Origin of the sequence: Nonomuraea sp. NPDC050540 (assembly GCF_044457485.1) — a bacterium.
Classification (GTDB): Bacteria; Actinomycetota; Actinomycetes; order Streptosporangiales; family Streptosporangiaceae; genus Nonomuraea.
The window spans coordinates 840,174-861,458 of sequence record NZ_JBITHA010000001.1 but is presented as its reverse complement, the minus strand read 5'-3'; the positions used below and the strand labels follow the sequence as shown (position 1 = coordinate 861,458).

The 21,285-nt window shown below is 70.8% G+C and carries 22 protein-coding genes; 3 read left to right on the top strand and 19 right to left on the bottom strand.

Annotation, left to right across the window (positions count from 1 at the left end; genetic code table 11):
- Positions 1-3: 3 nt before the first annotated feature.
- From ACIBI5_RS03925 to ACIBI5_RS03880, 10 genes are all read right to left on the bottom strand, one after another.
- Positions 4-582 (bottom strand): ECF transporter S component, encoded by a 579-nt coding sequence (locus ACIBI5_RS03925; protein ID WP_397242878.1) that lies wholly within the window; start codon positions 580-582, stop codon positions 4-6.
- Positions 579-2,186 (bottom strand): ABC transporter ATP-binding protein, encoded by a 1,608-nt coding sequence (locus tag ACIBI5_RS03920; RefSeq protein ID WP_397242876.1) that lies wholly within the window; start codon positions 2,184-2,186, stop codon positions 579-581. The genes ACIBI5_RS03925 and ACIBI5_RS03920 overlap by 4 nt, the downstream gene beginning before the upstream one ends.
- Complete coding sequence (locus ACIBI5_RS03915; protein WP_397242874.1) at positions 2,183-3,367, bottom strand: adenosylhomocysteinase; 1,185 nt, start codon at positions 3,365-3,367, stop codon at positions 2,183-2,185. Before ACIBI5_RS03915 ends, ACIBI5_RS03920 begins: the two co-directional genes overlap by 4 nt.
- Positions 3,361-3,696: a hypothetical protein gene (locus tag ACIBI5_RS03910; protein ID WP_397242872.1), complete on the bottom strand. Its 336-nt coding sequence runs from the start codon at positions 3,694-3,696 to the stop codon at positions 3,361-3,363. The genes ACIBI5_RS03915 and ACIBI5_RS03910 overlap by 7 nt, the downstream gene beginning before the upstream one ends.
- Positions 3,697-3,731: 35 nt before the next feature.
- Positions 3,732-5,081: a cytochrome P450 gene (locus tag ACIBI5_RS03905; protein WP_397242870.1), complete on the bottom strand. Its 1,350-nt coding sequence runs from the start codon at positions 5,079-5,081 to the stop codon at positions 3,732-3,734.
- A 63-nt stretch (positions 5,082-5,144) separates the two neighbouring features.
- Positions 5,145-5,582 carry a hypothetical protein gene (locus tag ACIBI5_RS03900; RefSeq protein WP_397242868.1) on the bottom strand — a complete coding sequence of 146 codons (438 nt, stop codon included), beginning with the start codon at positions 5,580-5,582 and terminating at the stop codon, positions 5,145-5,147.
- A 31-nt stretch (positions 5,583-5,613) separates the two neighbouring features.
- Positions 5,614-7,092 carry an MFS transporter gene (locus ACIBI5_RS03895; RefSeq protein WP_397242866.1) on the bottom strand — a complete coding sequence of 493 codons (1,479 nt, stop codon included), beginning with the start codon at positions 7,090-7,092 and terminating at the stop codon, positions 5,614-5,616.
- A 69-nt stretch (positions 7,093-7,161) separates the two neighbouring features.
- Positions 7,162-10,089 (bottom strand): AAA family ATPase, encoded by a 2,928-nt coding sequence (locus ACIBI5_RS03890; RefSeq protein WP_397242864.1) that lies wholly within the window; start codon positions 10,087-10,089, stop codon positions 7,162-7,164.
- Positions 10,090-10,099: 10 nt separating this feature from the next.
- Positions 10,100-10,777 (bottom strand): hypothetical protein, encoded by a 678-nt coding sequence (locus ACIBI5_RS03885; protein ID WP_397242862.1) that lies wholly within the window; start codon positions 10,775-10,777, stop codon positions 10,100-10,102.
- A 128-nt stretch (positions 10,778-10,905) separates the two neighbouring features.
- A complete protein-coding gene (locus ACIBI5_RS03880; protein ID WP_397242860.1) occupies positions 10,906-11,313 on the bottom strand; it encodes a hypothetical protein in 408 nt (135 codons plus the stop codon).
- A 104-nt stretch (positions 11,314-11,417) separates the two neighbouring features.
- On the opposite strand from ACIBI5_RS03880, the gene ACIBI5_RS03875 reads away from it, so the two are divergent.
- Both ACIBI5_RS03875 and ACIBI5_RS03870 read left to right on the top strand, forming a co-directional pair.
- Complete coding sequence (locus ACIBI5_RS03875; protein ID WP_379618851.1) at positions 11,418-11,684, top strand: carboxymuconolactone decarboxylase family protein; 267 nt, start codon at positions 11,418-11,420, stop codon at positions 11,682-11,684.
- A gap of 93 nt (positions 11,685-11,777) precedes the next feature.
- On the top strand, positions 11,778-13,004 hold the full coding sequence (locus ACIBI5_RS03870) for a lipopolysaccharide biosynthesis protein (RefSeq protein ID WP_397242858.1): 1,227 nt from the start codon (positions 11,778-11,780) through the stop codon (positions 13,002-13,004).
- Here the strand turns inward: ACIBI5_RS03870 and ACIBI5_RS03865 are convergent.
- Both ACIBI5_RS03865 and ACIBI5_RS03860 read right to left on the bottom strand, forming a co-directional pair.
- Entirely contained in the window at positions 12,985-13,443 is a 459-nt protein-coding gene (locus tag ACIBI5_RS03865) for a flavodoxin (RefSeq protein WP_397242856.1), read from the bottom strand. The two genes, ACIBI5_RS03870 and ACIBI5_RS03865, sit on opposite strands and share 20 nt — an antisense overlap.
- Positions 13,440-14,606, bottom strand: coding sequence for a PQQ-dependent sugar dehydrogenase (locus ACIBI5_RS03860; RefSeq protein ID WP_397242854.1), 1,167 nt, complete (start codon positions 14,604-14,606; stop codon positions 13,440-13,442). Before ACIBI5_RS03860 ends, ACIBI5_RS03865 begins: the two co-directional genes overlap by 4 nt.
- 53 nt (positions 14,607-14,659) lie before the next feature.
- On the opposite strand from ACIBI5_RS03860, the gene ACIBI5_RS03855 reads away from it, so the two are divergent.
- Positions 14,660-15,409: an SDR family NAD(P)-dependent oxidoreductase gene (locus ACIBI5_RS03855; RefSeq protein WP_397242852.1), complete on the top strand. Its 750-nt coding sequence runs from the start codon at positions 14,660-14,662 to the stop codon at positions 15,407-15,409.
- 62 nt (positions 15,410-15,471) lie between these two features.
- Here ACIBI5_RS03855 and katG read toward each other — a convergent pair whose 3' ends face one another.
- The 7 genes from katG to ACIBI5_RS03820 form a co-directional block, all read right to left on the bottom strand.
- Positions 15,472-17,691: a catalase/peroxidase HPI gene (gene katG / locus ACIBI5_RS03850; RefSeq protein ID WP_397242850.1), complete on the bottom strand. Its 2,220-nt coding sequence runs from the start codon at positions 17,689-17,691 to the stop codon at positions 15,472-15,474.
- Positions 17,692-17,720: 29 nt separating this feature from the next.
- Positions 17,721-18,158 (bottom strand): Fur family transcriptional regulator, encoded by a 438-nt coding sequence (locus ACIBI5_RS03845; protein ID WP_397242848.1) that lies wholly within the window; start codon positions 18,156-18,158, stop codon positions 17,721-17,723.
- A 193-nt stretch (positions 18,159-18,351) separates the two neighbouring features.
- A complete protein-coding gene (locus tag ACIBI5_RS03840; protein ID WP_281395377.1) occupies positions 18,352-18,486 on the bottom strand; it encodes a hypothetical protein in 135 nt (44 codons plus the stop codon).
- Between the two features lie 251 nt (positions 18,487-18,737).
- Positions 18,738-19,328, bottom strand: coding sequence for a TIGR00645 family protein (locus ACIBI5_RS03835; RefSeq protein ID WP_379634942.1), 591 nt, complete (start codon positions 19,326-19,328; stop codon positions 18,738-18,740).
- A 28-nt stretch (positions 19,329-19,356) separates the two neighbouring features.
- Positions 19,357-19,494, bottom strand: a complete 138-nt coding sequence (locus ACIBI5_RS03830) for a hypothetical protein (RefSeq protein WP_397242846.1) — start codon at positions 19,492-19,494, stop codon at positions 19,357-19,359.
- Positions 19,495-19,563: 69 nt separating this feature from the next.
- Positions 19,564-19,770, bottom strand: coding sequence for a hypothetical protein (locus ACIBI5_RS03825; protein WP_397097417.1), 207 nt, complete (start codon positions 19,768-19,770; stop codon positions 19,564-19,566).
- Positions 19,771-20,011: 241 nt separating this feature from the next.
- The gene (locus tag ACIBI5_RS03820; RefSeq protein ID WP_379618831.1) at positions 20,012-21,232 is read right to left on the bottom strand and encodes an ABC transporter ATP-binding protein; all 1,221 of its coding nucleotides are present in this window, start codon (positions 21,230-21,232) and stop codon (positions 20,012-20,014) included.
- Positions 21,233-21,285: the final 53 nt, after the last annotated feature.

Sequence of the window (21,285 nt, the reverse complement as noted above, 5' to 3'; positions counted from 1 at the left end):
CGGTTACCTGCCCATGCGCTTGGAGATCGGTTCCCAGATCGCGTCGAGCGCGGGCACCAGAATGAGGGCGACCAGCGTGTTGCTGAGCAGCAGCGGGCCGAAGGCGAAGGAGGCCCAGCCGCCGAACGTGAGGTCCTGCAGCCACATGTCGGTGAAGGTCGTGGCGAACCCGATGAGCATCGCGACCCACGCGATGGCGCCCACCAGGACCAGGCGCAGCATCTCCTTGGAGGCGCCGATACGCGTCACGAGCAGGGCGAACAGGATGCCGGCCAGCAGTCCGGTCAGCGCGTTGGCCAGGCTCCAGTTCCAGTAGAACAGCGCGCCGTAGCCCTTGATCTGGTCGATGACCATGTTGCCGACCAGGCCGGTGAAGAATCCGGCGATCGGGCCGAACCGCATGCCGATGAACGGCACGAGCGCGAAGGCGGGGCGGATGTCGACGTTCTGGGTGCCCGGAATGGTGAAGCTGATCAGGCCCAGCACCGCGTACAGGGCGGCGCCGACGGCGGCGAAGACGACCACGCGGGAGTTGATCTCCCACAGCGAGGTGCGGACGGGTAAGGCGTCGGGGGATGTCATGGCAGGTGAGTCCTTCCAGATCTGGCCAGCTCGAACGGGTGCGGTATCGCTCCTTCCCCGGGTAGCAGATCGCGGATGGCGCGGACCAGGCTGGTCTCGCGCAGGCCGCTGCCGGTCCACAACCGCTCGTCGTGGGCCAGCACGGCCGGTGAGGCGTCGGCGACGACGCGGCCGCCGTCCACGATGACGATGCGGTCGGCGCGGGTGATCGCCAGGTCCACGTCGTGGGTGATGAAGTAGACGCTCTGGATGCCGTCGAGCACGCGGTCCATGAACGTGGTCGTGGTGCGCAGGTCCTGCCCGGCCGTCGGCTCGTCGAGCACGAGCGTCCTGGGGCGCATGGCCAGCGCGAGCGCCACGGTCAGCCGGCGCTGCTGGCCGTGCGAGAGCGTGTGCGGCGGGCGGGACAGGATGCCGGGCTCGCGGTCGAGCAGCATCGTGGCCAGCGCCTCGCGCGAGACCTCGGCGATCTGCTCGGGGTTCTGCCCGAGGTTGCGGGGGCCGAAGGCCAGCTCCTCCTCCACGGTGGCGGAGAAGAGCGCCTGGCCGGGGTTCTGGAAGACGTAGCCGAAGGTCGTGGCGAGGCTGAGCGTGTCGCGTTCGCCGACGGGCTCGCCGTCCACGAGGATCTCGCCGCTGGTGGGTTCGAGCAGGCGTACGGCGGCGCGCAGCAGGGTCGACTTGCCGGCGCCGTTGCGGCCGAGGACGGCGACCCGTTCGTCGGCCTTCAGGTCGAGGTCGGTGTCCTGCAGGACGGTGCGGGAGCCGTACCCGAGCGAGACGTTCTTGTAGGCGAGGCGGGAGGGGCCGGTGCGGGCCGGGCGGGCCGGCTCGGGGAGGCTGGGCAGTTCGGCGGCGCGGGCCACGAGAGTCTCGAAGGGGAGTTTGACGTGCGCCACCGGCGCCTGACGCAGGAATCCCGAAATGTCGCCCGAGTAGCGGGTGCGGCCCTCCTCCATGTACAGCGCCTTGGCCGGGCCGAACTCCAGCAGTTCCTCCACCCGGTGCTCCACCACCACGGCCGCGCCGCCGTCGTCGACGAAGCGGCGTAACGCGCCCAGCAGGCGGCGTCCCGCGTCCGGATCCAGGTTGGCCAGCGGCTCGTCCACGACCACGACGTCCGGGCGCATCACCAGCACGCCCGCGAACGCCACCATCTGCAGCTCGCCGCCGCTCAGCTCGTGGGTGGGGCGGGCCAGCAGGTGGACGATGCCGACGCGGGCGGCCACCTCGTCGATCCTGGCGCGGATCTCGGCGCGGGGCAGGCCGAGGTTCTCCGGGCCGAAGGCCAGTTCGGTGGCGACCGTGGTGCCGACGATCTGCTTGGCGGGGTCCTGCAGCAGCGTGCCGACCACGGTGGAGAGCTGCCGGATCGACTGCTCCAGGGCGGGCCGGCCGCCGATCTCCACCCGCCCGGTGACCTCGGCGCGGTAGGCGTGCGGCACCAGCCCGTTGAGCAGCCGCAGCAGCGTGCTCTTGCCGCACCCTGACGGCCCGGCGACCAGCACGAAGTCGCCGCGCTCCACGGCCAGGTCCACGCCGTGCAGCACCTGTTGCCCGGTCGAGCGGTACCGGACGGTGGCGTCGCGGACGTCGACGATCACAGTCCACGGTCCAGGAACGCGCGCTGCCGATCGGTCGCCCGGTCAAGCCGTACGCCCAGCGCGTCCAGCTTCAGCCGGGCCACCCGCTCGTCCAGCTCGTCGGGCAGCGGGTGCACGCCCGGCGGCAGGCGCCGCCCGAGCAGGTGGCCGACGGCCAGCGCCTGCAGCGACAGGGACAGGTCCATGATCTCGATCGGGTTGCCCTCGGCCGCGGCGCAGTTGACGCACTCGCCCTCGGCCAGCAGGTACCAGCCGCCGTGGTCGGTGACGCCGGGACGGACCGGGCGGCCGCCCGGCGGCCGTTCCACCTCGTCCTCCACTCCCCCGGCCACCGCCACGAAGGCGCCCGGCTTCAGCGCGGCGAGATGCCCGGCCGTGATCGTGCCGGCGACGCCGGTGGCGCTGAACAGCAGGTCCGCCTCCGGGCAGGCGTCGATCAGGGGCAGCACGCGCAGGCCGTCGTGGTGGGCGCGCAGCGCGGCGAACGGGTCCACCTCGCTGACCACGACCTCCGCGCCCAGGGCCGCGGCGTAGCGGGCCACGCCCTGGCCCACGTGCCCGTATCCGGCGACCACGCAGGTCAGCCCGTCGAGCTCCAGTCCGCTGAGGTCCAGCGCGGCCATGACGCACGACTGCCCGGTGCCGTGCACGTTGTCGAACAGGACCTTGCAGCGGGCGTCGTTGACCGCGAGGACCGGCACCCGCAGGGTGCCGTCAGCGGCCATGACCCGCAGCGGACGCAGGCCGCTCGTGGTCTCCTCGGCGGCGCCCCTGAGCGGGCCGAGCCGGTCCTCGGCATGGGCCAGCCTGATCACCCGGGAGCCGTCGTCGACCAGCGCGTCGAGCCCGGCGTCGAGCATCCGGCGGGCCAGGTCGTCGTCCTGGGCGCGCGTCGTGCGGGATCTGGCCAGCACCGACACGCCCGCGTGCACCAGCGCGGCGGCCACGTCGTCGGAGGTCTCCCTGCCGGGGCAGTGCACGATCACCTCGGCCCCGGCGTCCCGCAGCGCGAGGGCCAGGTTGGCGGTCTTGGGCTCCAGGACGAGCACGAGGCCGACCCGCCAGCCGTCCAGGTCGAGCTCCCCCGACAGGGCGCCGAGCACGGGCATGAAGCGCCGCGCCCACGCGATCCGGCCGGCTCCACCGGGCCAGAGCCCGGGGTTGGCGATGTCGGTCAGCACGGGACGCTCACGACATAGACATCCGCGTCGCCGCCGCCCAGGTTGACGCGGGTCACGTCCTGCCTGGCCTCTGTCATGCCGAGGACGCCGCAGCGTACGCTGCCCACGACCACGGCGCCCGGCTTCAGCGCGACGGCCTGCACGCCGTCGCCGAAGATCAGGTCGGCCTCTTCGACGGGGCTGCCGGGATGGGCGCCCATCGCGCGCAGCCGCGTGGCCAGGCCCGGCGGCGCGTCGCCGACGATCGCCACGCGTTTTCCGGCCATGAGCAGGTTCGTGCGGCGCAGGACGGCCTGGATGAGCCCCTGCGCGCTGAGGAGCCGGGTCAAGGGCGTCCTTCCGATCTTCGCGGGATCCGATTGAATTAGACCACTTTGTACAGTCTCATCGGAATCCCATCGCGCGGCCGGAGTGTCACCGTCGCCTCCGCCCGCACCTCCGCGCCCGGCTCCATCTCCAGCCGGAATCGCCGCACCAGCATGGCGATGATCAGGGTCGCCTCCATTACTGCGAACCCGGCCCCCACGCAGATCCGCCGCCCGGCGCCGAAGGGCAGGTAGCTGAAGCGGCGCGGCGCCGCCCCGGGCAGGAACCGCTCCGGGTCGAACCGGTCGGGATCCGGCCAGGCGCCCGGGTCCCGGTGCGCCAGGTAGACCGGGACGACCACGTTCGTGCCCGCGGGCACGAACAGGTCGCCGAGGTGGTCGTCGGCCACCGCCGTACGCACGATCGACCAGGCCGGCGGATAGAGGCGTAAGGCCTCCTGGAAGGCGGCGGCGGTGTAGACGAGCCGGTCGGCGTCCTCGGCGGTCGGCACGCGGCCGTCGAGCACCTCGGCCACCTCGGCCTCGACGCGGGCGCGGGCCCCGGAGTGCAGGGCGAGCAGGTGCCAGAACCAGGCCAGGCCGTTGGCGGTGGTCTCGTGCCCGGCCAGCAGGAAGGTCATCACCTCGTCGCGTACCTGCCCGCGGTCCATGGGCGCCGCGAGCAGCAGGCCGAGCAGGTCGTCGGTGCCGCCGGGGTGCGCCGCGACGACCGCCTCCACGACCTCGTCGGTGGTGGTCAGGACGTCGTGCAGGCCCCGGATGCCGGGGATCCACCTGGGCGCCCGCCGTACGACGGCGTGGGCGGCGTCCACCAGCCACGGCGGGGTGCGGAAGAGCAGTTGCAGGCGGGTCGCGCGCACGCCCGCGCGCAGGCCGGAGGTGAGGACGGGCCCGAGCCGCGCGGCCTGCTCCGACAGGCCCGAGCCGAACAGCGCCCGGCCGACCACGTCGAGTGTGAGCCGGTTCATGGCGGTGGCGGCGTCCACCCGGGCGCCGTCCGGCAGTTGCTCCCATTCCTTGGCGAAGTCCGCGACGGCCTCGGTCATGTGCTCGGCGAAGCGGCCCAGGTGGCGTTTGGCGAACATCGGCTGGATGAGCCGGCGCTGGGCGGCCCAGCGCTCGCCCTCGCTGGTCAGCAGGCCGTCGCCGGTGACGACGGCGAGCAGCCGGTACTGCGCGGACTTGGCGTAGAGGTGCTTGTGGGTGACGAAGACGCGCTCGACGTGCTCGGGCGCCCACACGACGACGTAACCGCCGCGCCGGCTCGTCCGCACCTGTACGGCTCCCGCCGACCGGTCGGCGATCATGTCGAAGCGATCGAGCACGTCCTGGAAGGTGTATAGCGCCCGCAACCGGTTCCGCAGGCTGATCCGCACGACCTCCGGCATCCCACACCCCACTATTAGCAGCTACGTCCAATTAGTGGGGCGCCGGGCGGTCCGGTCAAGACATCAGGGTACTTCGTGCAACAGACCCTGGCCGTCCACCTGCACCTTCGCGTTCGGCCCGCCCTCGCCGCACTCGGGCCCGTTGGGGAAGCGGCCGCGCGGCGTCACCTGGATGTCCCGCTCCACCACCGGCTTCCCCGCGGGGTCGGTCAGCTTCAGCGAGACCTCGGCCGGCTCTTTACGCAGCCCTTCCACGTCGCCGAAGCCGGACCGGCCGCCCCGGTCGGCCCGGAAGAGCTCCAGCTTGGCCGGGCGGCACGTCCCCGCCTGGCACACCTCCATCTCGGCCGCCGCCACCCGGTCGGAGATCGGCGGCGCCACGTCCACCTGGATGCCCACGGGCGTACCGATGAGTGTGCACATCCGGTCGCTCTGGCAGGCGGCGAGCGGAAGGGCGGCGAGAAGCACGCACATGCCCTTCAGCGGGAGAAGGCGGTTCATATCCTGACGACGGCCCGCCACCACGACCGGTTCACGGCTCCTCGCTCTTGAGCCGCCGCGCCTTGGCCTCGATCGCGCTCAGCGGCTCGGCGATGGTCTCCAGCGCGGCGCGCTCGGCCTTCACCCCGAAGCGCAGCTCCACCAGGCCCGCGAAGATCATCATCCCGGCGGCGAAGAGATAGCCGTAGAACAGCCGCGTCGGCTCCGGGTCGGCCTGGTCGCCGATGAGCGCGCCGAAGATGGTCGGCCCGAAGGAGCCCACGACCTGACCCATCGCGAAGAACAGCGAGATCGCCTGCGCCCGCATCTCGATCGGGAAGATCTCGCTGACCGTCAGGTACGCCGAGCTGGCCGCCGCCGAGGCGATGAAGAAGATGACCGACCACATGATCGTCTGCGTGGTCGCGGTCAGCACGCCGCGCTCGAACAACCACCCGGTGAAGGCCAGCAGCGACCCCGAGACGATGTAGGTGCCGGAGATCATCTGCCGGCGCCCCACGGTGTCGAACAGCCGGCCGAGCACGATCGGGCCGAGCAGGTTGCCGAGGGCGAAGGCGAACATGTACTTGGGCACCTCTCCGGCCTCGACGTCGTAGAAGTGGGTGAGCACCAGCGCGTACGTGAAGAAGATCGCGTTGTAGAGGAACGACTGGCAGATCATCAGCGTGGCGCTCAGGAACGAGCGCCCCGGATAGGTACGGAAGAGCGTCCTGGCCACCTCGACCAGAGGCAGCTGCTTCTGCGGCACCACCTCGATGGCCGCGCTCTCCGGCACCGGCTCCAGGACGAGGTCGTCCTCCTTCTCCACCTCCTTCTCGATCGCGGTGACCACCCGCTCCGCCTCGTCCTCGCGGCCGTGGGTCATCAGCCAGCGCGGGCTCTCCGGCAGGTGCCTGCGCAGGCCCCAGATGAGGATGCCCAGCACCGGGCCGATGAGGAAGCCGAGCCGCCACGCCCAGTCGGGGTCGAGCGGGCCCGCCGGGTTGAGCAGGAAGAAGGTCGCCGAGGTGGCCAGCAGCGCGCCGAGCCAGTACGTGCCGTTGATGGCCAGGTCCACGTGGCCCCGGTACTTGGAGGGGATCATCTCGTCGATCGCCGAGTTGACCGCGGCGTACTCGCCGCCGATGCCGGTTCCGGCGACGAAGCGCAGCACGAGGAAGCTGCCGAGGTCCCAGGAGAAGGCGGTCAGGCCGCTGGCGATCAGGTAGACGGCCAGCGTGAGAATGAACAGCCTGCGCCTGCCCATCCGGTCGGACAGCCACCCGAAGAACAGCGCGCCGACCACCTGGCCGATGAGGTAAACGGTCGCCGACAGGCCCACCTCCGCCGACGTCAGCCCCAGCGTGTCGGAGCGCTGCAGGAACGCGGCGACGTTGCTGACGATCGTGATCTCCAGCCCGTCCAGCACCCATGCGACGCCGAGCGCGATCACCAGCCGGGTGTGGAACGGCGACCAGGGCAGGCGGTCCATGCGCGCGGGCACCAGGCTGCGGACGATTCCAGGACCCATACGACGATCACTCCTTGCTCGGGTCCGTATCACCCTAAGCAATGAAGCGAGCACCTTGTGTGATTGAGGTCATCCTTCTCCGGCAGCCCGTCCGCCGTCGTAGCCGAGCAGGCGCATCGCCGTGTCGGGATCCATGGCGGCGGCCAGCAGCTGGGCGCGGGCATGGGCCCGGTCGCGCTCGCCCTCCGCCCTGGCGCGGGCGGCGCGCAGCCCCCTGACGGCCACGACCGCCAGGCAGGCGCCCACGATCAGCGCCACCACGACCACGAACAGGATCACCAGAAGTCCCGGCGAGGCCGGCTCGACGGTGGGTCCCGACCGGGTGACCGCCAGAGCGCCCAGCACCGCCACCACGACCAGCCCGGCCAGGCTGCCGGCCGCGATCAGCACCGCCCGGCCCAGACCCGGCCGGGCGCGCTCATCGACGGGCCGCTGCGGGTGCGCTCGCGGTGGACGGACCTGGTGCGGGTGCGGGTGCGCGGGCTGCGGGCGGGCCTGGTGCGCGTGCACGTGTCGCGGTGGGACCTGTTGCGGTTGAAGCTGCTGTGGCTGGACCTGCTGTGGCCGACGCTGCTGCGGGCGGGCTGGTTGCGGTTGGACCTGCTGCGGGCGGGCCTGTTGCGGGGGCGCCCAGGCCACGAACTCCGGCCGCGCCGTACCCCCGGCAGCCGGTACGGCAGGCCCGCCGGAACCAGACCCGCCCCAAGAAGGCACGGCCCCAGGCCGGCCCGGCCCGGCCGGAGAGGGCACGGGCGGCGCGGGCACGGGCGGGTTCCGGAGGGGCACGGCCGCGGGCTGCACGACCTCGTCCGCCGCCACGCCCGGCAGTTCCCGCTCGATCCGGCCGTGCTCGTGGTGCGCCCTGGCCGCCTCCCGGTGGTAGTCCTCCAGCTCGGCGTGGAGCTCGTCCGAGACGTACACGCTCCCGTCGACCAGCGGCCCGGCCCGCCGCTCGATGATCGCCACCACGTCGTCCCCGTCGAGCGTGCGGTGCGTCTCGAGCGCGTGGGCGACGCCCAGCACCTCCCGCCGGTGCTCCCGCAGCAGCCGCTCGGCCTTCTCCAGCAGCCGCGCGAGGGTGACCTCGATCCGCTCCCCCAGCATGTCCGGCACCAGGCCGCTCTGCCCGGTCCTGCCGCCCATGATCTCCAGCTCCCGCAGCGCGGGCAGCGAGGCGACTCCGGAGCCCATTCCCCAGCAGGACTCCATGAGCGCGGTCAGGAGTGTGGCCGCGTGCAGGTCGCCGGAGACCCCCGAGGAGTTGTCCCCGGCGAAGAACATCCGCTCCCCCGCCAGCGAGGCGAGCGAGACCATGATGTCCGCCTCGTACTCCGACTTCCACCGGGTGACCCGGTCCTCCGGCCCGATCGAGGCGGCCATGCCGAGGTGGTCGGCGCCCTTCTCGATCGTGGCGACGTCGATCTCCAGGTGGGAGCGCGTGTGGTAGGCCACCACGGCGTGGCAGGCCTCGTGGACGGCGGCGGCGTGCCGTTCGCGCTCGACGTCTTCGGCGTCCTCCGGCGGCCCGAGCCGCCTGAACCGCTGGGCCCGCAGCACGTCGGCCCAGGTGATGACCTCGCGGCCGTCGCGGATGGCGGTGATCAGCGACTCGTTGACCAGGTCCTTGATCGTGGCGCCGGTGGCGTAGGGCGTGATCGCGGCCAGCTTGCCGATCTGCCCGGGGGTGAGCTCGTGCCGGACCCTGTCGAAGTAGCCCTGGTAGGTGCGCACCCGCCCGGCCTTGGACGGGTAGCCGACCTTGTGGACGCGGTCGATGCGACCGGGCCGTAACAACGCCTCGTCGAGCGCGCCGGGGCGGCTGGTGGCCATCATGACGAGGATGCGGTACTTGGGTGGCGGCTTGGGCCGCATGCCCAGCACGCGGCGTACCTGCCGGTTGAAGAGGCCGCGCGGCTTCTTCAGGCCGGACAGCTCGGTGAGCAGCGCCCGCAGGGCGCCACTGTCGTTCATGCCGCCCCCCTCGGGGCGGCGCGCCGTGAAGGCGAGGACGGAGCGGGTCTCCTGCGACAGGTAGTCCAGGCCGTGGCAGGCGCTGACGCCCTGCCGGGCCGGGCGCTCGCGCCTGCCGAGCGCGTCGGCCTCGTCGAAGAAGACGATCACGCCGCCGTGGCGCAGGGCGAGTTTGCGCAGCTTCCTGAAGAGCGCCTTCACCTTGAGGCCGCCCATGAGCATGCCGGTGAAGGCGCCGGGATCCACGGACACGTACGGCTTGCCGGTCTCACCGGCCACCGCCTCGGCCATCAGCCTCTTGCCGGTGCCCGGCGGCCCCCAGAGCAGCAGCCCGCCGGGCACGTAGCCGCCGCGTTCCTCGATGGCGCCGGGCCTGTCCAGGAGGACGATGTTCTCCTTGAACCGTTCGAGCACGTGGTCCTGCCCCCACACGTCGGCGAAGCGGGTCTGGATGTCGTCGGGCGGGTACGACTCCACGCCGCCGCGCGCCAGGAACCAGAGCAGCCCGGCGACCTGGATGACGATCACCGAGACCAGGAAGACGACCTGCAGCACGAACGGCAGCGCCTGCACGACCAGCGCCGGAGCCCTGAACGGGGCGATGAACGGGCTGACGTCCAGCACCGCCCCGAGCACCAGCGCGACCAGCGACATCCAGAAGGCGATCTTGACGGCTCTGGCGACGCGGAAGCGGGTCCAGTCGCCGAAGCGGCGGTGCGACCAGCGTTCCCAGCCGCCGAAGACCTTCCGGCTCCAGAACCGGTGATAGCCGGAGGAACGCTCCGCGGCCAGGAAGTGCGCCTGCCGTACCGTCTCGGCGGCCAGCAGCCAGAAGATCCACGGATGGGCCCGCCCGGTGTGCTGCGCGGCCTCCCCGAAGGAGATGATCCCCTCGAAGTCCGCCATCGTGGTGAAGGTCAGGACGAGGAAGGCGGCCAGCAGCCCGATCAGGAACATGCCGCGGTCCCAGAGCCGCACCTTCACCCTGGTGACGCGCAGCCCCTCGTGGGGCGTGGTCGTGGTCACTGGAGCTCCCTCATCCGGGCAGCCGGAGCAGCTTGAACGATCGCGCGATCTGGTCGATCTCGCCGCCGCGCTCCCTGAAGCAGAGCGATCGGCAGCTGACGATCAGCACCGAGACCGTGGAGCCCTTCTCGTCGAGGATCGCGGTCTGGTCGAAGGTCTGGACGTCGGGGCCGATCTGGTAGCTGAAGCGCAGCCGCACGCCCCTGGCGCCGCCGTCCAGGGTCAGGACCCGGTCGAGCAACGGCTCGAACTTGAGGTAGAGCGGCATCTGCCCGCTGCCGAGCCGGTCGGTGACGTACGCGGTCCTGGCCGGCTCCGTCACCGGGAAGACGAAGTCGCGCAGCCCGTCGAGCGAGACCCGGTCGCGCTCGCGCACGGTGAGCTGGTGGACGGTGGAGTACACGAACGGCTCGCCGGAGCTGAGCAGGTGCTGGAGGGTCGGCGCGCCCGCCTGGTCGAAGGCAGTGGACCACACCCGCTCCTTGCGCAGCCTGGCGGCCTCGGAGTCGGGGTGGAGCCTGCTCAGGTAGAGCTCGATCGGGTAGGCGTCGAGCTGGGCGAAGGTGGAGGGGACCTTGAAGTAGGTCGTGCCGCCCTTGTCGCGTACGTAGTGGAAGGCCGGCTGGCCGCAGGCCGATGCCAGGAGGGCCGCGACCATGACCGCGGCCCAGGTCCGTACCGATATCACCGGGGCTTACCTCCGCTTAACGGACCAACGGTGTTGTTGTGCCCTTTTTCATGCGGAATGAGCGTCATGACCGGTGACAAATCTTGACCAAATCTTGGCCGTACCTTGGTTTTACTTGTTACGAAAACCTAAGGGTATTCCTTGACCGGGACCTGCACGGTGACCGTGCCCGCCTCCTGGAACTGGAAGGTCGCCGGAACCCACGAGCCCACCCGCGCCTCCAGCCCGGTGGCGGTGGCGATCGCCCGGTCCCCGCCGACCGGCTCGGCGGGCGGCAACTCGATCGGGGCCGGCAGGGCGAGGTTCCCTGAGGTGATCGTCAGCTGGACGAGCCGGTCGGCCCGCGCGCCGGAGTTGATCAGCACGGCGTGCAGCGAGCCGCCTTTCAGCAGGTAGGCGTTGCGCACGTGCACACCCCGCCGGCTGGCGTTCCCGCCGTCGTTGCGCGGCAGCGCCGCGCCCGGCGCCTCCCCCTGATCGGCCCCGCAGGCCGTGACGAGCAGCAGCGCGGCGGCGAGTAGACCTAAGGCACGCATGCCTTCACGGTCACTCCGCCGCAACGTTCCCGCAACCCCCCATTGGTTCATCTCCGGAAGTAGCGAAAGATAAGAGGATCACCCGGATAGGGAGCGCGGTTTGTATGGCAGAGATGACCTTCGCCGATCTGTGGTCACGAGACGCGCTCTCTTTCCGAGAACGCCGGCTCCTGCTGCTCGGCCTGCTCGTCGGCCAGGGCGGTCTCGACGAGGAACTGCTGATCCAGCTGGACGCGGCGGTGCGGGCCAGAGAGCTGAGCGTGGAGGAGTTGCGGGAGGTCGTCGCCTTCCTCACCCACTACGCCGGCTGGACACGCGGCGCCCGTCTCAACGCCCAGGTGGAGGATCTCATCGACCAGATTTCCGGCTGAATTCCCCTCCTTGGCAAATGCAGACGATCTCCCGACTTCACGGAAAACCACGCCACATAATCCGCGACGGGAGTGGTCCATAGGATCTGCCCCATGGGCCGGGCGCTGAGAACGACCATCCGCGCGGCCTTTCCGATGATGGCCGCCGAGGCCGTGAAGACGGCACTCGGCATCGTCGCCGGCGCCGCCCTGGCCCGAGCCCTCCACCCGGAGGGCCGGGGCCTGTACGCGGCGATCGTCAGCATCGCCACGACCGCCGTCCTCATCGGGCACTGGTCGCTGAACACCTCGCAGATCGCCTTCTGGCCGCACCGGGTGCTGCGGGCGCGGCTGGCGGGCAACGCCGTCGTCATCGGCTTCGGCATGGGCACGATCACCGCCCTGCTCGCCTTCGCCGCGGCCGCCGCCTGCGATCCGCGCACCGCCACGCCCGCGCTGGCGATCGCGCTGGCGTCGGTCCCGTTCACCGTCTGCTGGCTCAACCTGCGCGGCGTCCTGCTCCTGCGCGGCCGCACCCGGCTGGTCAACCAGGCACAACTGGCCTCCGGGTTCGCGCAGTACCTCCCGATCCTGGCGCTGGCCGCCTTCGACCTGCTCACGCTCACCGCCGTCGTCGCGTGCTGGGCGGCGGCCAGCGTACCGGCCGTGCTGCGCTTCACCGGCGCGCTCGGGGCACGCGCGCTGCGCCCCGCCAGGGCACTGGCCGTCCGCCAGCTCGCCCTGTCCGGCCGCTACCACCTCGGCCTCGTCGCCTTCCACCTGCTGCCCGCGGCCGACACGCTGCTGCTCGGGTTCCTGCACTCGCCCCGCGAGGCGGGCTTCTACACCGTCGCCGCGGGGGTCCTGATGCTGGTGAAGATCCCGACCGAGGCGGTAGCCCACGTGTGCCTGCCGGGCCAGGCGGACGGCACCGACTCCGGCTCGCGCGCCGTCACCGCCCACATGCTCACGCTCAACCTGGTGATCGCGCTGGGGTGCGTCGCGCTGATCGCCGCCGGTGCCGCGTACGCGCTGCCTTTCGTGTACGGCCCGCCGTACGCCGCGAGCGTGGCCCCGCTCCTCGCGCTCGCGCCCGCGGCCGTGATGGCGGCGCTCATCAAACCCGTCGAGCAGCATCTGGCCCGGCTGGCCAGGCCACGCCCGATGACCATGATCACGCTGTCGGCCCTGGCGCTCAACCTCGGCCTGGACACCGCGCTGATCCCCGCCTGGGGCGCGACCGGCGCGGGGGTGGCCTCCAGCATCACGCACGCGGCGACGGCGGCCCTGATGATCGCCTGGTTCGTGAGGTCGCCGGAGGTCAGCCGGCCGGGCCGATGACGGCGGCCAGGGTCGCGCCCAGCTCCCAGCAGGCTTCCAGGTCGGCCTTGGCGGGGCGGCCCGTGACGCTGACCGGCGCGGCCGCGCGCTCCCAGCCCAGCCCGCCCGCGATCGACTCCACCGCGCGCACCGCTCCGGTGGTGTCGTTGTCGCCGTGCACCCACAGCCCGTACGGCAGCCGCCGCGTCTCGGCCAGGCACGGGTAGTAGACGGTGTCCAGGAAGTGCTTGAGCGCGCCCGACATGTAGCCGATGTTGGCGCTCGTCCCCATGAGCAGCCCGTCGGCGGCGAGCAGGTCGGCCGCCGTGGCGCCCAGAGCCGGTTCCGTCACCACCTCGACCCCCTCGACCTCGTCGGTGGTCGCCCCCTTGAGCACCTGCTCGTACAGCTCGTGCGTGGCCGGTGAGACCGTGTGGTGCACGATCAGCAGGCGGCTCACGACGCCGCCTCGATCTTGTAGACAGGTCCCTGGAGGCTGAGCGCGTACAGTTCTCCGTCGGCCGCCTGCCCGAACGACGACAGCTGCTCGACCGTGCCCACGTCGACGACGTCTTCCAGCTCGTCGGCCTGCGCCGCCTTCACCCATCCCGCGCAGAAGTCCCCGTACAGGAACCGGCCCCGCAACCACGGGATCTTCTCGCCCCGGTAGACGAACCCGGCGATGACCGAGCAGTTGCCGCCCTCGCCCAGCGGATAGGTGATCACCGGGTCGGTGAGTTCCTTTCCCTTGCCGCCGTTGAACGGCTGGTCGCCTTCGCGCAGGTTCCACCCGTAGTTCTCGCCGCCCTCGGAACCGGACGGCTGGAAGTCGACCTCCTCCCAGGCGTTCTGGCCGACGTCCCCGATCCAGAGGTCGCCGCTCTCCCGGTCGAAGGTGAACCGCCACGGGTTCCGCAGCCCATAGGCCCAGATCTCCGGCTTCGCGCCTTCCTTCCCGGTGAAGGGGTTGTCCTCCGGCACCTTGTACGGCGTCCCGCGCGGGTCGATGCGCAGGATCTTGCCCAGCCACGTGCCGAGATCCTGCCCGTTCCCCTCCGGGTCGCCGCCGCTGCCTCCGTCGCCCAGCGCGATGTACAGATACCCGTCGGGGCCGAACGCCAGTTGCCCGCCGTTGTGGTTGGCGAACGGCTGGTCCTGCCGCAGAACGTCCCGGCGGCCCGTGGCCTCGCGCCCGTCGAAGGCCCACTCGGTCACGTGGGTGTGGCCGTCCCGGTCGGTCCAGTCCAGGTACAGCCATCGGCCGTTCGGATGGAAGGCCACCCCGAGCAGCCCCTGCTCGTTGCCGGTGCTGACCTCGCCGGACAGGTCGAGCACGGTCGCGCCGTCCAGCGTGCGGAGCCTGCCGCCCTGCTCGGCGACGTAGACGCGCTCGTCGTCCTTACGTACGGCGAAGGCCACGGGCTTGTCCATCGTGGCCACCTCGGTGAACACCAGTTTGCCCGGCTTGTCCGGCTTGGCCGGCGCCTCGGGGGAAGGCGTCGTGGACGAGGGCGCGGCGGCCGGGGCGGAGGGCGTACCGGCCACGGGAGCGGAAGGTGCGCAGGCCAGCGCCGTCACGGTGAGGACCACGACGGCCAGCGGCGCGTGAAGAGCCGATCGCACCCCCCGATCCTCTCACGCCACCCTCGCCCTCCACGGCGGGCTAATCTGCGAACATGCCTACCGCACTGATCACGGGCGCGACCGCCGGCATCGGCGCCGCCTTCGCCCGTCGCCTGGCCGCCGACGGTTTCACGCTGGTCCTCGTCGCCCGCGACGAGCAGCGCCTCGCCGAGAGCGCCGAGCAGCTCAAGCTCCGGTACGGCGGCGCCGTCGAGACCCTGCCCGCCGACCTGTCCACCGAGGACGGTCTCACCGCGGTCGAATCCCGCGTCCGCGACGGCGTGGACCTCCTGGTGAACAACGCCGGCTTCGCGCACCCCGACACCTTCCTGCGGACCTCGGTCGAGGACGAGCGGCGCATGCTGAAGGTGCACTGCGAAGCCGTCCTGCGCCTGACGCTGGCCGCGTTGCCCGGCATGAAGTCCCGGGGCCGCGGCGCCGTCATCAACGTCGCCTCGGTGGCCGCCTTCTTCACCCGCGGCACCTACAGCGCCTCGAAGGCCTGGGTGGTCAACTTCAGCACGGCCGCCGCCGTCGAGGTGGGCCACCCCCGTGTGAAGATCATGGCCCTGTGCCCGGGGCTCGTCCGCACCGAGTTCCACGAACGCGCCAACATGGACACCTCCGGCCTGCCCGGCTTCCTCTGGCTGAAGGCCGACAACGTGGTCGGCGAGGCCATGCGCGACCTTGCACTGGGCCGCGTGATCAGCATCCCGGACCTGCGTTACAAGGCGATCGTCGCGGTGGGCCGGCTCGTCCCCCGCAACCTGGCCGCCCAGATCTCCACCAAGGTCGGCCGCTGAGGACAAGGAAGAGCCCCCGTCCTCCTGCGGGAGGGCGGGGGCTTCCGGTCGGGCGAGGGTGATCAGCGCAGGTCGAACCGGTCCAGGTTCATGACCTTGTTCCACGCCGCGACGAAGTCGTTCACGAACTTCTCCTGAGCGTCGTCGCTCGCGTAGACCTCGGCGAGCGCGCGCAGCTCCGAGTTCGAGCCGAACACCAGGTCGGCCCGGGTGCCGGTCCACCTGACCCGGCCCGAGGCGTCGAGGCCCTCGAAGGTGTTGGCGTCCCCGGCGGTCGCCTTCCACGTCGTGCCCAGGTCGAGCAGGTTGACGAAGAAGTCGTTGGTCAGCCTCCCGGGCGTCGTGGTGAGGACGCCCAGCGACGACTGCTGGTGGTTCGCGCCCAGGACGCGCAGGCCACCGACGAGGACCGTCAGCTCGGGGGCGCTCAGCGTGAGCAGGTTCGCCCGGTCGAGCAGCAGGTACTCGGCGGGCAGGCGGTTGCCCTTGCCGAGGTAGTTGCGGAAGCCGTCGGCGGTCGGCTCGAGCGCGGCGAACGACTCCACGTCCGTCTGCTCCTGCGCGGCGTCCACGCGGCCCGGCGCGAAGGGCACCTCGACGTCGAAGCCGGCGTCGCCGGCGGCCTTCTCGACGCCCGCGTTGCCGGCGAGCACGATCAGGTCGGCCAGCGAGACGTGCTTGCCGCCCGCGTTGAACGCCTGCCGGATGCCCTCCAGCGTGCGCAGCACGGTCGCGAGCTGGTCGGGGTCGTTGACCTCCCACCCGCTCTGCGGCTGCAGGCGTACCCGCGCGCCGTTGGCGCCGCCGCGCTTGTCGCTGCCCCGGAAGGACGCGGCCGAAGCCCACGCGGTGGACACGAGCTGCGACACCGACAGGCCGGAGTCGAGGACCTGGGCCTTGAGCGCCGCGGCGTCCGCGGCGTCGAGCAGGTCGTGCGTCCGCTCGGGCAGCGGGTCCTGCCAGAGCAGCGTCTCGGCCGGGACCTCCGGGCCGAGGTAGCGCACGACCGGGCCCATGTCGCGGTGGGTCAGCTTGTACCAGGCGCGGGCGAAGGCGTCCGCGAGCTCGTCGGGGTTGGCCAGCCAGCGCCGGGTGATCTGCTCGTAGATCGGGTCGACGCGCAGCGACAGGTCGGTCGTCAGCATCGTCGGGGCGTGGCGCTTCGACGGGTCGTGGGCGTCGGGAACGGTGTCCGCGCCCGCGCCGTCCTTGGGACGCCACTGGTGCGCGCCCGCCGGGCTCTTGAACTGCTCCCACTCGTAGCCGTAGAGGATCTCCAGGAAGCTGTTGTCCCAGGTGATCGGCGTGTTCGTCCAGATGCCCTCAAGGCCGCTGGTGATCGTGTCGGCGCCCTTGCCGGTGCCGAACGAGCTCTTCCAGCCCAGGCCCTGCTGCTCGATCGAGGCGGCCTCGGGGTCGTCGCCGACGTGGTCGGCCGGGCCGGCGCCGTGGGTCTTGCCGAAGGTGTGACCGCCCACGATCAGTGCCGCGGTCTCCTCGTCGTTCATCGCCATGCGGCGGAACGTCTCGCGGATGTCGCGCGCCGCGGCGAGCGGGTCCGGGTTGCCGTTCGGGCCCTCCGGGTTGACGTAGATGAGGCCCATCTGGACCGCGGCGAGCGGGTTCTCCAGCTCACGGTCGCCGGTGTAGCGCTCGTCGCCGAGCCAGGTGGACTCGGGGCCCCAGTAGACGTCCTCGTCGGGCTCCCACACGTCCTCGCGGCCGCCGGCGTACCCGAAGGTCTTGAAGCCCATCGACTCCAGGGCGACGTTGCCGGTGAGGATCAGGAGGTCGGCCCACGACAGGTTCTTGCCGTACTTCTTCTTGACCGGCCACAGCAGGCGGCGGGCCTTGTCGAGGTTGCCGTTGTCCGGCCAGCTGTTGAGGGGGGCGAAGCGCTGCTGGCCGGCCCCCGCGCCGCCGCGGCCGTCGCTGATCCGGTACGTGCCCGCGCTGTGCCAGGCCATCCGGATCATGAACGGGCCATAGTGGCCGAAGTCGGCCGGCCACCAGTCCTGCGAGGTGGTGAGCACCTCCAGGATGTCCTGCTTGACGGCCGGGAGGTCGAGGCTCTGGAAGGCCTCGGCATAGTCGAACTCCTCGCCGAGCGGGTTGGCGACGGCGGGGTTCTTGGCGAGGATTCTCACGTTGAGCCGCTCCGGCCACCACTGGCGGTTGCCGCCGCCCTGGGTCGGATGCGCGGCACGCCCGTGCGCGACCGGGCACCCGCCCGCTTCCTCTGTCTTCGCGTCTGTGACGATCGCGTCGTGGTTCTCAGACATGGGAATCCTTCCGGACTGTCGGATCATGTTCAGGCACTGCGTGCGGTGGTGCAGGCGGGGCACAGGCCCCAGTAGACGACCTCGGCCTCGTCGATCGTGAAGCCGTGGTCGTCGGCGGCTCTCAGGCAGGGCGCGTGGCCGACGGCGCAGTCGACGTCGGCCACGGCACCGCACGAGCGGCACACGACATGGTGGTGGTTGTCCCCGACGCGCCCCTCGTACAGGGCGGGGCTGCCGGCCGGCTCGATACGCCGGACGAGGCGCGCGGCGGTGAGCGCGTGGAGTGCCTCGTACACGGCCTGCAGCGAGATGTGGCCGACGCGCTCACGCACCCTGGAGGCGATCTCCTCGACACCGAGGTGGTCGCCGTGCCGGACGGTTTCGAGCAGCGCGACACGGGCGGCCGTCACCCGGAGGCCGGCCCCACGCAGTTCCTCGGCGGTGGTCGGAGTCTCGGATGCGGTCATGGCGCCCAAGTTACCCGCATAAACACGAACGATACAAGAGAACTAACGATGCAAGCCTGGAAACCTCTCACCTGCCCCAACCCCACGAGCTCGACACGCCCGCGAGGCCATTCGCCGGTGTCAGTCTGGAAGATCACGACCGCCGGAGCCGGGTGGGTGCCCGCCGCGGCAAGCGGGCACCCGGCTCGGAGGGTCAGGCGTCGTCGTCGGACACCCGGGAGGCGCCGCCGCAGTCGGTGACCGAGGTGCTGAACAGGACGCCGGGGCCGCCACAGGTGCTCACCGGAAGGGAGACCGGCTCGACGATCTCGTCGTTGAAGATGATCACGTCGCCCACGAGGGCCGTGGGCGCCTGAGCGGGTTCCGCCTCAGCGGGCTCGGCCTGGGTGGATTCCGCCGGGACGGGTGCGGCCGGGACGGGTGCGGCCTGGGTGGGTGCGGCCTGGGTGGGTGCGGCCTGGGTGGGTGCGGCCTGGGTGGGTGCGGCCTGGGTGGGTGCGGCCTGGGTGGGTGCGGCCTGGGCCGGTACGGCCAGCAGCGCGCCGCCGAGCAGTCCGGCGGCCAGGGCGAGCCCGGCCGTCAGGCGGCGATCTGTTTGCGGGGCTGCTCGTCGGCGGCCGGGGTCTGGGGGTCGGACCGGTGGGCGGGACGGGGCCCGTCCATGATGCGATCGATCACGGCGAGCGCCACCGCCGAGAGGATGAAGGTCAAATGAATGAGTGTTTTCCATAGGAGTTCTCTGTCGGTTATGGCGGGCTTGGCCGCGTTGATGAAGATCTGAAGGAGGTGGATGGAGGAGATGCCGATGATCGCCATGGCCAGCTTGACCTTGAGCACGTTGGCGTTCACGTGGGAGAGCCATTGGGGCTGGTCGGGGTGTCCTTCGATCCGCAGCCGCGAGACGAAGGTCTCGTAGCCACCCACGATCACCATGATCAGCAGGTTCGAGATCATCACGACGTCGACCAGGCCGAGCACGATCAGCATCACCGTGGTCTCGGCGGGCCTGCCGCCGAAGCCGAGTTCGATGAGGTGGAGAAGCTCGGCCATGAAGCGCCAGACGTAGACCACCTGGGCGGCGATGAGACCGAGGTAGAGCGGGGCCTGGATCCAGCGGCTCAGGAACATGATGTAGCCGAGGCGCCTCAGCGCGCCGCGCGGCTGAGGCACTCGGGCTATGGATAGCAGTGGTTGCATCTCAGGAGGTCAGGACGTACAGATTCAGCCTGTCGACGATGGCCTGCACATTGAGGGTGGCCGGATCGCTGCTGCCCATGAGGGCGGCGGCGACCGCGAGAACCGCGGCCGTTCTTGCTACGAGGGCTCGGATGTCCAACGGAACTCCTTCGCGAAGGGGGGATGCCGGAGGGACGGCGCGGCGTGGCTCGCCGCGCCGCCTGCCTGGTCAGGGCTGAAGGCAGTGGACCGCCGGCACTTCAGCGGGTACGCCCGGCGCGGTGGGGTCGACCAGGGCGGTCACGTCGACGGCCGTTTCGGTGAGGCAGCCGAGCACGGCGGCGGGGTCGACCACGGCATGGGCCGGTGCGGTGGCCAGAAGCAGGCCGCCTGCGGCGAGGGCGGAGAGGGCGAGGAGACGAGTCGTGCGGGGCATGAAACCTCCTGTTTCAGGCTGCGAACGATTACCGACAGTAGTGGATCAGTAACGATCGGCTCAAGAGGTTGGGGCGCCTGGTCAGGATCTTCGCACCTTCAGGACAGCGTTTCGCCTGGTAACAGCTCCGGAGCCGGTCCGTCTCTCCGCCCAAACAAAAAGGGACCCCCGAAGGGGTCCCGGAAACAGCCGATCCCCACCACAGGAGGGGGTTGTGGTGGGGATCGGAGCTCGGAGTGCGTTACTTGCCGATGTTCGCCTCGTGCCCGATCGACAGGCCGGAAGCGGAGTCGAAGAAGTGCAGGTTGTGCGTGTCGATGACCAGGTCGATGCTCTGGCCGGGACGCGCGTGGCTGCGGGCGTTCACGCGGGCGGTCCACAGGGACTTGTCACCCACGAGCGGCAGCGCGGCCTCGTCGTCGTCGCCGGTGTCCTGGGCGGCGACGGTGTCCTTGTGCTCGACCGGCGGGGCGTCGATGAGGAACAGGACGTTGATCTCGGAGCCGAGCTCCTCGGTGACCTCCGCCTTGACGTGCAGGGTGGCCCAGCCGTTGGCGTGGTTGCCGGCGGAGGCGGCGTCCTCGAAGTCGGAGGGACGGATGCCGAGGATGATCTTCTTGCCGATGTACTGGTCGAGGCCGGGCTTGTCGGAGAAGGTCGACTCGGGGATGGAGAGCTTGATGTCGGCGAAGGAGACGGCCGCGCCGCCGCCGTCGCGGACGAGCTCCGCGGTCACGAAGTTCATGGACGGCGAGCCCATGAAGCCCGCGACGAACAGGTTGACCGGCTTGTCGAACAGGTTCTGCGGGGTGTCGACCTGCTGCAGGAGACCGTCGCGCAGGACGCAGACCCGGTCGCCGAGCGTCATGGCCTCGACCTGGTCGTGGGTGACGTACACGGTGGTGACGCCGAGGCGCTCGTGCAGCGTGTTCAGCGAGGCGCGCATGGAGACACGGAGCTTGGCGTCCAGGTTGGACAGCGGCTCGTCCATGAGGAAGGCCTGCGGCTCACGCACGATGGCGCGGCCCATGGCGACACGCTGGCGCTGACCACCGGAGAGCGCGGCGGGCTTGCGCTTGAGGTAGGTGTCGAGGCCCAGCATCTTGGCGGCCTCGCCGACCCGCTTCTGGATCTCCGCCTTGGGCATCTTGCGGAGCTTCAGACCGAAGGCGAGGTTCTCCTCGACCGTCATGTGCGGGTAGAGCGCGTAGTTCTGGAAGACCATCGCGATGTCGCGATCCTTCGGCGGAAGGTGGTTGACCACCTTGTCGCCGATGGAGATCTCGCCGCCGCTGATGTCCTCGAGGCCGGCGATCATCCGGAGCGCGGTCGACTTGCCGCAACCGGACGGGCCGACCAGCACCATGAACTCGCCATCCTTGATCTCAAGGTTGAGCCCGTTCACAGCCTTGACGCCACCGGCGTAGATCTTGTCGACGTTGTTTAGGACGATGGAAGCCATGCGCACTCCTGCGTGGATACGTTTTCATGCATCTCACCCGAAACGGACATCCA